The organism is Lacticaseibacillus hulanensis, from assembly GCF_004010095.1.
Lineage (GTDB): Bacteria > Bacillota > Bacilli > Lactobacillales > Lactobacillaceae > Lacticaseibacillus > Lacticaseibacillus hulanensis.
This window is the reverse complement of sequence record NZ_RRYD01000011.1, coordinates 1-15,968: the sequence shown is the minus strand read 5'-3', so window position 1 is coordinate 15,968 and position 15,968 is coordinate 1. Positions and strand designations below refer to the sequence as shown.

At 54.5% G+C, this 15,968-nt stretch carries 9 protein-coding genes; 7 read left to right on the top strand and 2 right to left on the bottom strand.

Annotation, left to right across the window (positions count from 1 at the left end):
• Nucleotides 1-439: 439 nt before the first annotated feature.
• From EKN00_RS03725 to EKN00_RS03715, 3 genes are all read left to right on the top strand, one after another.
• Nucleotides 440-970 carry a helix-turn-helix domain-containing protein gene (locus tag EKN00_RS03725; protein ID WP_127848813.1) on the top strand — a complete coding sequence of 177 codons (531 nt, stop codon included), beginning with the start codon at nucleotides 440-442 and terminating at the stop codon, nucleotides 968-970.
• Between the two features lie 361 nt (nucleotides 971-1,331).
• Nucleotides 1,332-1,982: a hypothetical protein gene (locus EKN00_RS03720; RefSeq protein WP_127848812.1), complete on the top strand. Its 651-nt coding sequence runs from the start codon at nucleotides 1,332-1,334 to the stop codon at nucleotides 1,980-1,982.
• Complete coding sequence (locus EKN00_RS03715; protein WP_127848811.1) at nucleotides 1,979-2,818, top strand: sce7725 family protein; 840 nt, start codon at nucleotides 1,979-1,981, stop codon at nucleotides 2,816-2,818. The genes EKN00_RS03720 and EKN00_RS03715 overlap by 4 nt, the downstream gene beginning before the upstream one ends.
• 129 nt (nucleotides 2,819-2,947) lie before the next feature.
• Here the strand turns inward: EKN00_RS03715 and EKN00_RS03710 are convergent, their stop codons facing one another.
• Nucleotides 2,948-3,586, bottom strand: coding sequence for an NAD(P)H-binding protein (locus tag EKN00_RS03710; protein ID WP_127848810.1), 639 nt, complete (start codon nucleotides 3,584-3,586; stop codon nucleotides 2,948-2,950).
• Nucleotides 3,587-3,801: 215 nt separating this feature from the next.
• Here EKN00_RS03710 and EKN00_RS03705 point away from each other — a divergent pair, with 215 nt between their 5' ends.
• On the top strand, nucleotides 3,802-4,080 hold the full coding sequence (locus tag EKN00_RS03705) for a hypothetical protein (protein WP_127848809.1): 279 nt from the start codon (nucleotides 3,802-3,804) through the stop codon (nucleotides 4,078-4,080).
• 58 nt (nucleotides 4,081-4,138) lie between these two features.
• Here EKN00_RS03705 and EKN00_RS03700 read toward each other — a convergent pair whose 3' ends face one another.
• Nucleotides 4,139-4,948, bottom strand: a complete 810-nt coding sequence (locus EKN00_RS03700) for a putative ABC transporter permease (protein WP_127848808.1) — start codon at nucleotides 4,946-4,948, stop codon at nucleotides 4,139-4,141.
• Nucleotides 4,949-5,237: 289 nt separating this feature from the next.
• Here EKN00_RS03700 and EKN00_RS03695 point away from each other — a divergent pair, with 289 nt between their 5' ends.
• The 3 genes from EKN00_RS03695 to EKN00_RS11035 form a co-directional block, all read left to right on the top strand.
• Nucleotides 5,238-8,795, top strand: a complete 3,558-nt coding sequence (locus tag EKN00_RS03695) for an Ig-like domain-containing protein (RefSeq protein WP_164848012.1) — start codon at nucleotides 5,238-5,240, stop codon at nucleotides 8,793-8,795.
• 415 nt (nucleotides 8,796-9,210) lie between these two features.
• Nucleotides 9,211-10,695 carry an Ig-like domain-containing protein gene (locus EKN00_RS03690; RefSeq protein WP_127848806.1) on the top strand — a complete coding sequence of 495 codons (1,485 nt, stop codon included), beginning with the start codon at nucleotides 9,211-9,213 and terminating at the stop codon, nucleotides 10,693-10,695.
• On the top strand, nucleotides 10,581-15,968 hold a 5,388-nt coding region (locus EKN00_RS11035; protein ID WP_241559457.1), incomplete at its 3' end, for an Ig-like domain-containing protein. The genes EKN00_RS03690 and EKN00_RS11035, both read left to right, overlap by 115 nt.

Sequence of the window (15,968 nt, the reverse complement as noted above, 5' to 3'; positions counted from 1 at the left end):
CATTGCGTGCTTAGTTAACCCTGATTTATGAGGAAAATGCTTTTCTGAAATTGCTCAACTTCTTAGCCAATGCTTAGCGCATTATTCTTGCTGCGAGTCGGTTTGCCGGTTAAGATTACTTATGAAATCAAACGGAACCGCAAGCAATCGTGCGTGCGGAAAGACACGGGATTATCGTAAGCTAGGAGGAATTGAATCATGGTTTTGGCCGTTATCGGTATTATTGTTTTGGGATTGGTCGTACTTGCAAGTGATCGGATGGTTGACGATGTTCAAACTCCGGCTGCTAACGACCGGATGTTCACCCGTTCTATCTAATCGTCAAGAAGCTCACGTAACCCATCGGCGGTTACGTGAGCTTTTTTTGTGCCCCACACACGTAATTTGGGACTGGCTCAAAACGCTTTCAACCTGTATGCTAGTACATGAGGTGAGTGCAATGGCATTGAAAATTGGTCGCTACATTATGGCAAGCCGGCAAGACGTCGGCGTTGATCCAGACACGCTGGCCGCCCAGCTGCGGATTGAGCGAGAAACGTTGAATAATTGGGAGCTCGACGTGAGCCACCCCAACATGGACGCACTGCTGGCACTGGCGCACGTGCTTGACATTGACGTGCGCCGGTTAGTGGGCATGAAGACTAGCCGCGGACGGTCATTGGCGCACCCGTTTGCGAAGAAGGATGCCATTCAGTGGCACCACCAGGGCAGTGAACGGCGGCAAGAAGCGCTCAGCATCGTTTTGCAGATGGCCGCCGGATTGACGGCGGCGGACAAACCCGTTCACGATGAACTGTCCGATTACTACGAGCAGCTAATTCAAGAGCGCGACACGCGCACTGACATGGTCATCAACGCGAAGAACATGCGGCTCGGCCAGAAGATGAATGAAGTGACAATCACGGACGCAATGCGCGCCGATTACGAGCGGCTCATCAAGCTCGCGATGGAATCGCTAAGCGGACGTTAATCATAGAAGTGTGAGCAACTCGGCAGCAATTGTCCTTGGGTGAAACCAGGTGCGGTTGCTGCCTTTTACGTGCCACAAGAATGTGTTTCTGGCCAAACGACAAACGACACACGACATATTTTTAAATATGCGCCGGTTTCACGTGAAACTTGCATCGAATCGCGAATGAAAACAACTCTTCATTGAAGTTCTACGTCATTTTGCTTCCAAAAAATATGTCCTGTGTCGTTAGCGCAAAAATGGCTTCCAGCACGCGGTGGTTGCCACCGAGCATAGACTAGAAGAGCACGCCGGCGAATGTACCGGTTGCACCGCAAAATGGATGTTCTTATAATGAGGCCAAATGACTGGAGGCGGGCACATGTCCAAGACACAACTAACGCTAGATTTGGAAAAGACTCTCTACGCCTACTGGGAGGAGCAGGGCGCCGTCGCCGTCGAGGAGGTCAGCCTGCCGGAAGACGCGGGCATCGTGGACACGCTCGTGCTGCAAACGGATGGGGCTGAGCACACGTGGCGGTGTTTTGAGCTCAAGGTCACCAAAAGTGATTTTCACAGTGACGCCAAGCTCTATCCGCAGGTGCAAGCCGAGATTCCGGCGCACATTGGCGTGATGACCTATCGTGCCTTCGATGCCGCGGCCCTGGCCGCATCACTTGTGCCCGTGACCGTACCGGGCGCCCTGACCATCGTTAGGCCGGCGCGGCACCAGGAGTTACAAATTAGCGATAGCCAGCTGATGGCGCATTTCGTGAGCAGCCTTAATCGCGAGGTACAAAAAGCCAAGCGGGTGGAAAAGGGACTGGCGCAATACAGTGATGAGCAGTTGCTGAAGGAATTGCGGAAGCGCAGCGGTGATTACGACATATACCATCCCGACAATAATTTGTACGACCAGTTTGTTGCCGAGGTGACCGATACGACGACGGCCGCCCTACAGGAAGAGGTGGACGCACTCACCGGCGAACTGGCACTGCTCAAGCTGGGGCTAACCGGCAAGGAGCAGTCATGAAATATTATCCTCTGATTCGCGGCCGCCAGTACGATTTGCTGGCGCTAAGTGCGGCCGCAGCGGCGGGGATGAGTCCAAGCATCGTGCCGATTATTGAGCCGGTGAAGGACATTGCGGCCCTGCCCCGCGTGGTCGCAGCCTTTGCCAAGGCCAAGCACCCACTCTTTATCATTCAGAATCCGCAGGTGGGGCAGTACGGGTTACTCGCGCATCCGCGCTACAGTCTGCCCGATCCGCTTCCGGCGCCGGTGCAATGGGCCCGGTATTTTGACGGTACCGATGCACCCAGCCAGTTAGTGGTGACGCAAACCAAGGCACAGGGGGCGCTACTTGAAACGGGGCAGCTGGCGCTTTTGCCCGATGAGGCGCGGGTGCGTGCTCTGGGCCACAAGCCGGCGATTTACCTGGCGGATCATTACCCGACGCGCAGTTACACCGAGGAGTATTCAACGCTGCAGGATGAACTTTACCAATACCCGCTTGCCTTCATGCCTGGTGCTGGCGTGGCGGATTACCCGCTGGCCACCGCGCATTATGACGAGCACGGTTACCCCCAGCGCGCCATTGCCCTGCACTTGCTGCACGTGCGCCGAGGATGCCTCTACGTCCAGCATTTCGTCTCCGTGAACAATGATGACTTTAGCAATCCGGGGGCCAAGTTCTTGGAGACGCTGGGGCCACTTGCCGCATGGTTGCGGGTTAACCCAGATGCGCGAACGGCCGCGACGGATGAGCTGCTGCAGTTCGGGGAGACGCACCACTTCCCGGGCCTCGGGACGGTGCGAAAACTGGAATTACTGCACTGGCTGACAATTTACGGGCGGTGGCTTAAGTAGCTGGTGGCGAGATGGCCAGTGTTGCGCTGGTTTCTTTGAATACTACAAAACATGCGGTGGGGAACGATTCTCCTCACCGCATGTTTTGCCCGCACGTGTTAATTCTTCATTGAACTTACTTCTGGTGTGTTACTTGTTCCGCAGCGTAAACCGCGTGTACTCGTGCTCCGGCTGTTCCACCTCGTTTAACAGCGCTACGGCCATGGTCCCGCTGTTCAGGACGGAATCGCCGTTTGCATTCCGCAGCAGGTCATCTTGGCCGAGCACAAAGTCGGTTGCGGGGCCGGCGACAAACGAAGCAGCGGGGGAAACCGCGGTCCAGCGCACGTTGTCGACGTGGCGCAGGAATTCCAGCTCGGCGGCCTGACTGCGGGGAATGCTGATGAAGTTTTCTGACCCCGGCGCCTTTGCCAGGTCCTGAACGAAGGGGTGGCCGTCGCTAATTAGGCTGCCAGCCCCGGTGATGAAGGCCAGATAGGGCTTGGTTGTGTTGCGCAGTTCGTGAATCAGGTGCGCGGCCAGGTCGATGTGCAGGTACGCCTTGTTTGCTGGGGCACTGATGGCGTCAATGACGACGTCGAAGTTCTGCAGCTGGACGCGCGTTAACGTGAACCCATCGCGCTGGACAATGTTCGCGTTTTCGCCGAGGACCGTGCGGGCGTGGGCGATGTTGCGCGCGAAGCCAGTGACTTCGTGGCCGCGTTTTGTTGCTTCTTGGTAAAGGGCACTGCCGGCCATGCCAGATGCACCGATAATTGCAATTTTCATCAAATTCAACCTCCGTATATGGTGTGTACTTACTATTGATTAGTCTAACGCGAAGTGGGCGGCGGCGCTAATACTAATTTTGGGTTGCCGATGACACAGTCCGATGTTGTGCTAAACTGGGCATAATTAATTAAGTTGGGTTGGTGGCAAAAATGGGAACGAATTGGCTACTTTTGTTGGTCGCGTTAATTATCGTAGTGGTGGCTGTGTCCAGAATGGATATAAACTTTCGGGTGACGCTGTATCAAGGCCTGTGGTTTGCAATTGTTGCCGGCATATTTGCGCTGCTGATTGCGGCAACGTACATTTATCGTAAGGCGGCGTTTCAGTTTCCGATGGCGCTTGATAACATTATTTTGAATTACGTGCCGGGTGCACTGGCTGCATTCTTGGGTTATTTTGTTAGCCGGACGCAGGTGCGCAGCGGCCGGGCGCTTCTAGTTGGCGGCACGCTGTGGACCATGTTAATGGCTTATCTGATGTTCTTCCACTAAGCAGCATAAAAAGCGAGGCAAATTCGTATTGGGTTTGCCTCGCTTTTGTTCTTTTTATTTACTTGTGTCGTGCCTTTTCCCGCAGGAGTGCGACCAGATCTTCAATATCCTTGGCGTTAGTTACCGTGTCGTGCAGTTGCAGGTTCGGAAAACTTTCAAGCAGGCGCCGCTGCACGTAATTCAGGCGGGGCAACTTGCCGTCACGCTTGCTGGCGCGGTACTCCTCCAGCCACTGTCTGCTTTCCTGAGCCCGCGGTGAGTCTTCAAGGCGGGCTTCAATCTCGGCCTTTTTGTCCGCGATTGCGTCACCGATGCGCTTGGTTGCGGCGCCGAATGCGAGGGCGTTGGCGATGGTGAAGCCAACGTCAAACATGAACAGCGTCAGTAGCAGCACCACGACGAACATGCCGTAACGCATATCCAGGTGGGTGACAATCCGGGCGATGAATGGGTGGATGCACTTCACGATGAAGACCACGCCAAGACCCCAGAATGCGGAAATCGGCAGGGCGACGCGGCCGTTCAGGTTAAGGGGCACCTTGCTGTAGTCCCACCAGCGCGCGTGGAATAGTTTTTCCATGCCCCAGCCCGTGACGTACTCGATCACGGTGACGGTGAGGGCGCTGAGCAGATACAGTAGCACCAGGTTGTGCGCAAACGGGGAGACAATGGCGAGGACGGCGGTCATGCTGAAGCCGTACACGGGGATGACGGGGCCGTTCAAAAAACCGGAGTTGACCCATTTGTGTTTGTGCCAGCTAACGTAGCCGCTTTCCCACAGCCAGCCAATAAAGCCGTACGCGAAGAAGTAGAGCATCCAAGTGTCGAATTGCTGCTGCAAAAAAATAAGTTGGTGGGTGTAGTTCATTACCAATCCGCCTCCGTTTCGTGCCGCCGATATCCATCTACATTAATGTTAACACTTCACGGCGTCGGGGTTGAATGCACTATTTAACGACAAAAAGCAGGATTAGTTGCACGCCCGGATTGCAGTCTTGTTGCGTCAGTTACAAAAAATATAAAAATAGTATTGGAAACTTGCGTGCGTGGTTAACTAGTCATCGGTTATGCTAACGGTGGTTAGTGTTGGTAGCGTTGGCCAAAGTTGATGGGTAGGGCGAAGTGTGCCCTTAGACCTGACAATGGAGGAGGAGCTTATGCGAAGTAAGCAACATGCTACAAGCACAGTTCGGTATAAGATGTACAAGGACGGCAAAAGATGGGTCATTGCCGGGTTGTTTAGCGTCGTCACGGCCGCGTTCATGGTTGCGACGCCGCATTCAACCCAGGCGGCAACGGATGCCGACGCGGCCGATAAAAGCGCAGTGACGCAGACAGTCGAAACCCCGTCGTTCGGTTTTGACGCGGTAACGGATCAGGCGGATGCGGCGACTGAACCAGAGAACCAGGATACGAAAGCACCGGCAACGGAAGCATCTGAGGACAGTGCCAAGACCGCCGCTGACAAGGCAGCAAAGCAAACCACACCAGCGGCACAAACTGATGGGCAGGCTAAAGCAGCAACACAAAAGGTCGTACTTGCGCCGGCAAGAGAAGCCGTAAAACCGGCTGAACCGGCAAAGAAAGAGGCGGTGACCATCACCGCGAAGTACAGTCAAAACGCCTTGGGGATGACCACCATTAGCGGTCAAGCCACACCCGGAGCGACAATCACGGCGGTGGCCGACTCGGGGCACGTCCTGGGGAATATCACCGCGAGTGCGGATGGTGGTTACTCCATTAACACCCGTGTTGCCGGCGCCGTAACTTTGACGGCGACCAAGAACGGCGATTCGGCGTACGCGACGCTTGATTTGCCTAGCGCAACCGCTGAACAAAAAGCGGCCGCAAAGAGTGCAGCAAACGACTTAGCTGATGATCGGACGTCAATCATCTCCGTGGATGTCGCGGAAAAATCAGAGACGAAACTGGACACTGACGACATCAATGTCGATACCATTACACCGTCAGATGTTGGCCTTGGTGAGAAGTTCACCAACTTAAACGATGAAGCGGCCAGCTTGGGCACTAATGGTGTCGGTGAAAGTACGCGCAAGCCGGTTGAATTCAAAACTAGTGACCAGACCCAGGACGTGGATGTGGTTACGACCAATTCGTCCCTTGGTTCAGCCAGCATCTTTGGGACTAACGGTCAGTACGACGTTATTCAGCTTGGGGATGGTTTGCAGGCGCAGATCCGCAAGATTGGCGGGAAGAACTACGCGGTGGTCACGGCTGAATTCACGAAGAGCCTGGGTGACATTGTGCCATTTTACAATGTATTCCAAGGCTTAGTGAGCCTTATCCCGATTGTTGGGGGCCTTGGCGATTCGGCCATGCAGGCACTTGAAGATATTAGTACCGTCACCGCACTGGCGCCAGTTTATGCGGTGGAGGATTCCAAGACGGCCGACGGTGATTACACCAAGTTTTACGTTGACCTTTCGGGCATTAACCTGACCGAACTGGTTGCCGACAAAGTTGATGCAACCCTGTCCGCGAACACCAGCCAGACGCTGTCGGAATCACAGCAGGCGACCCTCATGGATAGTGTGGCGAAGAATTTCGAAGGCGGTTTTTCCGCCAGCTTCCTCGGCAAGACAACGGTTGTCACGCCGCTGTCTGTGCGCCCAACTGCTGAAATCACGGCCGATACTGACCAAAAGGACATTGCGATTGCGAGTGCCTTTTACAGCGACAACACCTTTGATTTCAAGTTCGGCAACGATCAGGATACTTACGCGCACCCCCTGTACGTGCAGATGGCCGACAGTGATGGCGACGGTGTGACCGACATCAAGGAAGCTGAAGGCGGCGGTGAGACTACCCCGACCACCGACCCTGGCGACGACCCTGGCGACCATGGCGGCGACACAACCGTTCCCGTCAGCACCGATTTGAACGCCACGGCAACCGTTGATAAGAGTACCGGGACTGTAACTATCAAAGGCTCCGGGGCTAGTGCCGAGGGGGTGGTTGACCTTATTGCCGGCAGTGGCTACACGAGTAAGGACGGCCTGACGCCAATCACGATGGTCACGGCAGAGGACGACGGCACGTTCAGCTTCACAATCGGCAAAGATGATGCTGATAAGAATGATTTGTACGGCGGGAAGGTCACTGTCCTTGATAATGACACTTCAGAGATGATTGAGGTTCCCGTTGCCGGGCTAGATTTGACCGGGAAACTAACGGGGACCATCAGCATTGACTGGGCAAACCAGGCACCACGACCAGACGTTGCTGACCACACCGGGGATGCTCTTTGGGCAGAGATTGAAGATTACTATGCTAACGGCAACAATCCGAAGCTCGAAGTCACCATTAATAGCGATGACACTAAGAAGATGACGATCGAATTGACCGACCCATCGATGTTTACCTGGGCTAAGGGGGCCATTACTGGCGCGTCCGGGACGCACAACGATGAATTCGTCCTGACCAAGGCCGGGACTGATTACGTGACCAAGACCGTGCAGAAGCAGCTTCCAGATTACAACTTCAAAGCGTCCGACATTACGGCTGGTGGGTCCCTCACAATTAATCAGGCCGCAGTGACGGTCAGCGTGAGTGGTAGTGCCACCGTGAGTGCGAACCAGACTGACTTTAAGGCCGCCGCGCTTAAGGCTAGTTCCGGCCAGATCACCGCGCAGGCAATGGCGGGCAGTGACAAAATCGGCTCAGCGGTGAAGCTTGATGCGGGGACCGACTACCAGCTGGCTCCAGAAGTGAAGGCTGAACTCGGCAACTACAGCAACGCGTTTGTCCTGACCGCGGCTGGGCTGAACAAGGTGCAGGGCACACTTGATGCCAACCACAAACTGGACAGCGCGGTTAAGGCCGCAAACGTCAAGGGTGGGTCCTTGAGCGTTGGTGATGTGATTACCGTTACCTACACCGTTAAGTACGCTGGTGCTGGGACCGATACACCAAAGGACGTGACCCAAACCGCAACGTGGAGTGGTGAAAAGGGTGCTAATGGGCAGGAAGTCTGGAGCACGAATGACAAAATCAGCGCGATTAAGACGCCAGACGTGCCGGGTTTCACCGCGGACAAGTCAGTTGCGTTCGCCGGTATTGACACAAGCGGGAAGACTAAGCCAACCACGGACAGCTACACCGAAACTGTGACCTACACCGCCGGGGTTCTGTCGATTGGCAAGCTGGTTCCGGACGGTAAGTACGTGCCAGTCTTTGGTCAGGCCGGGCCGAACGTCGAGGTTGAAATCAAGACACAAAACGGTGAACCAATCACGACCACGACCGATGATGATGGCAATTACGAGGCCGTGGTTAAGCTGGATGATGCACCGGCTAGATCCACCGTAACGGCAACGGTGACTATTGGCGGTAATAAGGATACGGTCAGTGGGACCGTTGAGGCAAACACGCCTAAAGCACCAAAGGCGACGATTACCCCAATCATCAATCAGGTATCCACGATTACCGGTACGGCAGAACCTGGAGCGGCCGTGACCGTGAAAACCGAGGGTGGTGATGAAGTGGGCACCGTTGCCGCAGATGGTGTGGGTAACTTCACCGTCAGCGTGCCAGTGACCGTTGCACCACCACACACGAAGCTGCTGGTTACCCAGACAACGGCGGGTGGCACCAGTTTGCCAATGCCGGTTGAAACTCACCGTGAGGCACTGAAGGCACCAACAGTGACAGCGACGGTTGGCGCACCGGACTTTAATTTTAATAGTGGTAATTAACTAAAGAATGCCAGTAGCCTTGACCGCAATCGTGGTTAAGGCTACTGGTTTTTTTGTGCACATTTTGGGCTGCATGTGGTTAACACAACGAATATGTTCAAGCTGCACAAGCGTAAAGCCAGTAGTCGCAAAATATTCGTATTAGGGTGCCTTAGGGACGAATTTCAAAAACGAAAAAATTAAATTACAGAATTTGAAGTTTTACCACAAAAACAGGCTTAAATCGAGTGTTATTTAAAGACGCTTCCAAAAAATAAAAAAATTAGTTTTGTAATACTGGTCCCCAAATTTATATATTTATTTAATAATGATACATGTTGGGAACGGGCGTTAGCAGCCGCAATAACGCGGCCAATGCTACCAACATTATGCTAGCGGCCGTGAAGGTTTATGCAATTATTTTGGAGGCTATGTTATGAAATTCAACAACCAGCAACATAAAGTACCACAAAATATAACCAGAGAAACCAAGCTTCACTATCGTATGTACAAGGATGGGAAGAAATGGGTCGTAGCCGGAATTGCGACGGTGGCCCTGATGATTGTTCCTGCCTTTGCTAGTCAAGGCGCGAACGTGTTCGCGGCGGAGAGTACACCAACTACGCAGCCGGCGACACAGACTGATGAGGTGGCAACAATCAGTGGGAATGCAGCAACCCTCTCTGGCAATATTCCAGATCCTTCAGTAACCGTCGTCAAGATTCTTAAGGACGACGGTAATGGTGGGTTTATCGAAATTGGCTCCGGGCCAATTGATGCCCAAGGTAACTACTCGATTAAAATTTCAACCACTAAAGCAGCATCAGGATCAACCGTGTACGCATACACTACCTACACTGATGATGACAGTAGGAAAAGCCCTAAGTCACCAACAATAGTTCCTTTTGGCCCAGTGTCGATTAAAAGCGCTGAGGCCGTTGTCGACGGTGGAACAACCAAGATTACAGGTGAGACCAGACCTAACGTAAAACTGGTGGCAACGGATAAGGCCGGGAAGGAATACACCGGGACGGCTGATGACACCGGGGCATTTAGTTTTGAAGTGCCAAACGAACTTGCCGGCCAGGATCTCAGCGTGGTTGCCATTAACGGGGCGGACAAGCCAGGTTCAATGACAAGTGATCCTGTTTCAGTTAAGGTTCCAGAGTCAAAGCCTGATGCACCAACAATTGCAGTCGAGGCACCAAAGGACGGTGTGGTTAAGGTTACCGGGACGGCCGAACCAGGCGCTAAGGTAACACTGACGACCCCTGATGGCACATCGAACACCGTTACCGCGGGCCCAGACGGGAAGTACACCGGCCTCCTTGATGGCGACAAAGCCAAGGAAGGCCAGCCAATCAAGGCCGTGCAAAACAACGGCGGCGCCGACAGTGACCCCAGAGAAGGAACCGTTCCAGTGCACACACCTGATGCTCCTGAAGTGAAGGTGGGCACACCAACAGACGGCAAGGTTCCCGTAAGCGGGACTGGCGAACCTGGAGCAACTGTTTCCATTACCCCAGATGGCGGCACGCCAATTACCACGCCGGTCAAGGATGACGGCACCTACTCAACGGAAGTGCCACTAACGGACGCACCTGAGGGGACCAAACTCACGGTCACCCAGGAAAAGGGCGGCAAGACCTCTGACCCAGCAACGGCTGACGTACCGAACGCAAAGCCAGCAACGCCAGAAGTAACGGCAACCCCAGCTAAGGATGGCGGGACGACAATTACCGGTAAGGGTGAACCTGGTGATACAGTCACTTTACCCCAGATGGCGGCAAGCCAATCACCGTGCCGATTAACGATGACGGTACGTTCAAGACTGACATTCCGGAAAGTGACCTTGGCCCGGGTAAGGACGCTAAGGTTGTCGAAAACGGTAAGGGTGGCCCAAGTGATCCAGCAACCGTGACTGCACCAGTGCACGAACCAGAAGTAACCGTTGGCGAAGCGGAAAACGGCGAGGTACCAGTTTCAGGTGAAGCTGAGCCAGGCGCAACCGTGACAATCACACCGGAAAAGGGCGACCCAGTAACGACCACCGCCGATGATCAGGGCAAGTTCAATACAACTATTCCTGAAGAAGATGCCCCGGAAGGCAGCGACGTTAAGGTCAAACAGGAAATTCCGGATGCGGCGCCAAGCGGTGAAACAACGAAGCAGGTACCGTTCCACACGCCAGATGCACCAACTTTGACCCCAAGTGCACCAGACAAGGACGGCAACATCACCGTCACCGGGAAGGCAGAACCTGACGCCGATATCACCCTCACCACCGAAAGTGGCAAGAAGGTTACCGGCAAGGCCGACGACAAGGGCGACTACAAGGTTACCGTTCCAGAAAGCGACGCTCCAGAAGGCAGCGAGCTGACCGCAATTCAGACGAAGAACGGTGTGGACAGTCCTGAAGAAACCGCGGATGTACCATTTGCAAAGCCAGACCAGCCTAGTGATGTGCAGCTGACACCAAATGAGGACGGCAGCACGACAATCACTGGTAAGGGTGACCCAGAAGACACCGTGACAATCACCCCAGAAGGTGGCGAACCAATCACCGTGCCAATCAGTGACGATGGCACGTTCAAGACAAAGATTCCTGGCAGCGACCTGCCGGATGGTAAACCAGTAACCATCACGGAAGATGGCAAGGGCGGCAGCAGCGACCCACTCACCGAAAAGGCGCCACTACACAAGCCAACAGCCACGGTTGGTGAACCAACCAACGGCACGGTGCCAGTTTCCGGGACTGCGGCTCCAGGTGCAACCGTGACCGTCACACCTGAAAATGGTGACCCAGTAACGGCCACCGCCGATGATCAGGGCAAGTTCAAGACAACTATTCCTGAAGAAGATGCCCCAGAAGGCAGCGACGTTAAGGTTAAGCAGGAAATCCCAGGTTCGACCCCAAGCGGCGAAACAACGGAGCAGGTACCGTTCCACACACCAGATGCACCAACTTTGACCCCAAGTGCACCGGACAAGGACGGTAACATCACCGTCACCGGGAAGGCCGAACCTGACGCCGATATCACCCTCACCACCGAAAGCGGCAAGAAGGTTACCGGCAAGGCCGACGATAAGGGCGATTACAAGGTAAATGTACCTGAAAGCGACGCCCCAGAAGGCAGCAAGCTGACCGCGATTCAGACGAAGAACGGTGTTGACAGTCCTGAAGAAACCGCAGATGTACCTTACGCAAAGCCAGACCAGCCTAGTGACGTGCAGCTGACGCCAAACGATGACGGAAGCACGACCATCACCGGTAAGGGTGATCCGGAAGACACCGTCACGATTACCCCAGATGGCGGCGAACCAATCACCGTGCCAATCAGTGACGACGGGACGTTCAAGGCGAAGGTTCCTGGCGATGAACTGCCAGATGGTGCCCCAGTGACCATCACGGAAGACGGCAAGGGCGGCAGCAGCGACCCACTCACCGAAAAGGCGCCACTGCACAAGCCAACTGCCACGGTTGGTGAACCAACCAACGGCACGGTGCCAGTATCTGGGACCGCGGTTCCAGGCGCAACCGTGACCGTCACGCCAGAAAAGGGCGACCCAGTAACGGCCACTGCCGATGATCAGGGTAAGTACACGGCAGAAGTGCCAGAAGAAGACGCCCCAGAAGGCAGCAAGCTTCAGGTTACCCAGAAGACGGATGGACCTGAAAGTCCTGCAACCACGGCGGAAGTTCCTGTTCACACGCCGGACGCACCAACAGTTACCCCAGCAGCACCAGGCGCAGATGGTAAGGTTCATGTAACCGGGACTGGTGAACCAGGGGCGACGGTTACCGTTAAACCAGAAAATGGTAATGGTGTTTCGGCACCAGTCACAGAGGACGGTACGTACAGCCTCGATATTCCAGAAGAAGATGCACCAGAAGGAACCAAGGTGACCGCCACTCAGATGAAGAATGGCAAGGATAGCCCTGCAGAAGAAGCTACCGTACCGTACGCAAAGCCAGACAAGCCAACCGTGAAGGCCGAAGAAACACCTGGTGGCACGAAGATTAGTGGGACTGGGGATCCAGAAGATGTTGTCACCATCACCCCAGAAGATGGCGGCACCCCAATCACCGTGCCAATCAAGGATGATGGCACCTTCAGTGTTACCGTTCCTGAAGACGAACTGAAGCCGGGTTCCCAGCCAACCGTTACCGAAGACGGTAAGGGTGGTTCCAGTGACCCAGTTCAGCTGAACGTGCCATACCAGACGCCAGATGCACCAACGGTTAAGGCGGGCGCACCAGCGGATGGCAAGGTGCCAGTATCTGGGACCGCGGAACCAGGCGCTGAGGTAACCATTACCCCAGAAAATGGTGATCCAGTCACGGCAACAGCTGACGAGAACGGGGCATTTACGACCGACGTTCCTGAGGCAAGCGCTCCAGAAGGCAGCAAGCTGAACGTTACGCAGAAGAACCACGACAAGACGTCCGATCCTGCCACAGCTACAGTGCCATACGCAAAGCCAGACAAGCCAACCGTGAAGGCCGAAGAAACACCTGGTGGCACGAAGATTAGTGGGACCGGGGATCCAGAAGATGTTGTTACCATCACTCCAGAAGATGGCGGCACCCCAATCACCGTGCCAATCAAGGATGACGGCACCTTCAGTGTCACTGTTCCTGAAGATGACCTGAAGCCAGGATCCACGCCAACCGTTACCGAAGATGGTAAGGGTGGCTCAAGTGACCCAGTTAAGCTGGACGTGCCGTTCCAGACGCCAGATGCACCAACCGTTAAGGCGGGTACACCAGCAGATGGCAAGGTGCCAGTATCTGGGACCGCGGAACCAGGCGCTGAGGTAACCATTACCCCAGAAACCGGTGACCCAGTCACGGTAACAGCTGACGAGAACGGGGCGTTTACGGCGGATGTTCCTGAAGAAAACGCTCCAGAAGGCAGCAAGCTGAACGTCACCCAGAAGAACAACGACAAGACGTCCAAACCTGCAACTGTTGATGTGCCGTACGCACGTCCAGTTGCCAAGACGCCAACCGTAGCTGATCCAGCTAACGGGACGGTTGAAGTAACGGGAACCGGGAAGCCTGGTGACACCATTACCATTACCCCAGAAAAGGGTGGCCAAGTTGTTGTGCCAGTTGCTGATGACGGCACCTACACGGCGGATGTACCACTGAGCTGGGCACCGTATGGCTCAGACATCACGGCGGTTGAAAACGGTAAGGGTGGTTCCAGTGACCCAGTCACCGCGAAGGTCCCAGCAATGAAGCTGACCGCACCAACCGGGACCGCTACTGTCCCTGTGAATGGTCAGGTAACCGTCACTGGTAAAGCGGCTGCCGGCGCAACGGTGACCCTGATTACCCAAGATGACAAGACCTTCACCGCAACGGCGGACGACAAGGGTGCATTTACCATTGAGATTCCAAGTACGAGTGCCAAAATCGGCTCGGACATCAAGGTGACCCAAACTCTAAACGGTTCTACCAGTCCGGAAGGGAAAATCACCGTGCCACACCGTGAAGCCCTTAAGGCACCAACAGTTACCGCTATCGTGGGTAGTCCAGCGTTTGGCTTCGATGATGGCGCGCAAAAGACCGATCCGCGTCTGCGCTCACTCGCGGACCACACCATCTCAATGTCAGGATCAATTCCCCCAATGACAGTTTCACATGGTGAGACATATACGAATCCACGAATTCGCATATACGCCGATAAAGAAATGACACAGTTGATTCTGGAACACCCGGTTGATGAAAGTTTTGTATACAAAATTGAGGCACCTCTTAGTGAATTCGTTCAGGGAAGCACGGTTTATGTTAGCCTCTTCTGGCACGTGGAATTACCAGATGGAGTATTAATGGATCCGGCAACACCACAGGATGAAAATGGGGATGTTCACTCAACCCCTGATGCATACACCGTACCGTTCTACGAGCCAGACGCACCGAAAATTTATGAAGAAAACATCACGAACGACGGTAGCGTAATCAAGATTTCTGGATTGGGTGACATGGGTACGCTGGTAACAGTTTCCGGCGGTACCAGTGGCGACATCAGCGTGACGGCAAGCCCTGATGACCAAACCTTCAAGTTCATGCTGCCGGCTGAATACGCAGCTCCTGGTACGCAGCTCAAGATTGCTGAAGTCAATGGCGACAAGACCGGTGCCCCAACCACCATTACCGTGCCAGAGCCAACAACCAAGGACGATGGCAGTGAAACCACACCAACGGACAATGGCGGGGCAACGACGCCAGATGATGACAAGGCAAAACTTGATGACGAAATCAAGAAGCTGACCGACCAAGTTGATGAATTGAAGAACCAGCTCGGTGATGCAACGTCCACGATTGGCAACAAGGATGACGAAATTGCCAAGCTGAACGGTGACATCGACGACCTGAAGACGCAGCTTGGGGATGCCACCAGCACAGCCCAGGACACGAAGGATGAACTGGACAAGCTGAAGACTGACATCACTGATTTGCAGACCCAGCTCGGCGATGCGACCAAGACCGCGGGCGACAAGGACGGCGAAATCAGCAAGCTGACTGACCAAATCAACCAGCTGAAGACGCAGCTGGATAACGCGACGGCCACAAACGGCGCAACGGATGAGGACATCAGCAAGTTGAACGATGAAATCACTGACCTGAAGAACCGGCTCGGCGATGCAACCAAGACCGCGGGTGACAAGGACGGCGAAATCAGCAAGCTGACCGACCAAATCAACCAGCTCAAGACACAGCTGGATAACGCGACGTCGACAAGCGGTGCAACGGATGAGGACATTAGCAAGCTGACCGATGAAATCACTGACCTGAAGAACCAGCTCGGCGATGCGACCAAGACGGCGGGTGACAAGGACGGCGAGATCGGCAAGCTAACCGACCAAATCAACCAGCTCAAGAAACAGCTGGATAACGCGACGGCCACAAACGGCGCAACGGATGAGGACATCAGCAAGTTGAACGATGAAATCACTGACCTGAAGACCCAACTCGGCGATGCGACCAAGACGGCGGGTGACAAGGACGGCGAAATCAGCAAGCTGAATGACCAAATCAACCAGTTGAAGACGCAACTGGACGATGCCACGAGCACCAAGGCAACAACGGATGACGAAATCAGTAAGCTGAATGACCAAATCACCGACCTGAAGACGCAGCTGGATGACGCCACAAGCACCAAGGCGGCAACGAGCGACGACATC

What these genes read in the sequence shown, in the direction of transcription:
- EKN00_RS03710 (WP_127848810.1), bottom strand. Translation starts at nt 3,586, where the DNA reads ATGAAAATTGCAATTATCGGTGCATCTGGCATGGCCGGCAGTGCCCTT.
- EKN00_RS03705 (WP_127848809.1), top strand. Translation starts at nt 3,802, where the DNA reads ATGGATATAAACTTTCGGGTGACGCTGTATCAAGGCCTGTGGTTTGCA.
- EKN00_RS03725 (WP_127848813.1), top strand. Translation starts at nt 440, where the DNA reads ATGGCATTGAAAATTGGTCGCTACATTATGGCAAGCCGGCAAGACGTC.
- EKN00_RS03700 (WP_127848808.1), bottom strand. Translation starts at nt 4,948, where the DNA reads ATGAACTACACCCACCAACTTATTTTTTTGCAGCAGCAATTCGACACT.
- EKN00_RS03720 (WP_127848812.1), top strand. Translation starts at nt 1,332, where the DNA reads ATGTCCAAGACACAACTAACGCTAGATTTGGAAAAGACTCTCTACGCC.
- EKN00_RS03715 (WP_127848811.1), top strand. Translation starts at nt 1,979, where the DNA reads ATGAAATATTATCCTCTGATTCGCGGCCGCCAGTACGATTTGCTGGCG.
- EKN00_RS03695 (WP_164848012.1), top strand. Translation starts at nt 5,238, where the DNA reads ATGCGAAGTAAGCAACATGCTACAAGCACAGTTCGGTATAAGATGTAC.
- EKN00_RS03690 (WP_127848806.1), top strand. Translation starts at nt 9,211, where the DNA reads ATGAAATTCAACAACCAGCAACATAAAGTACCACAAAATATAACCAGA.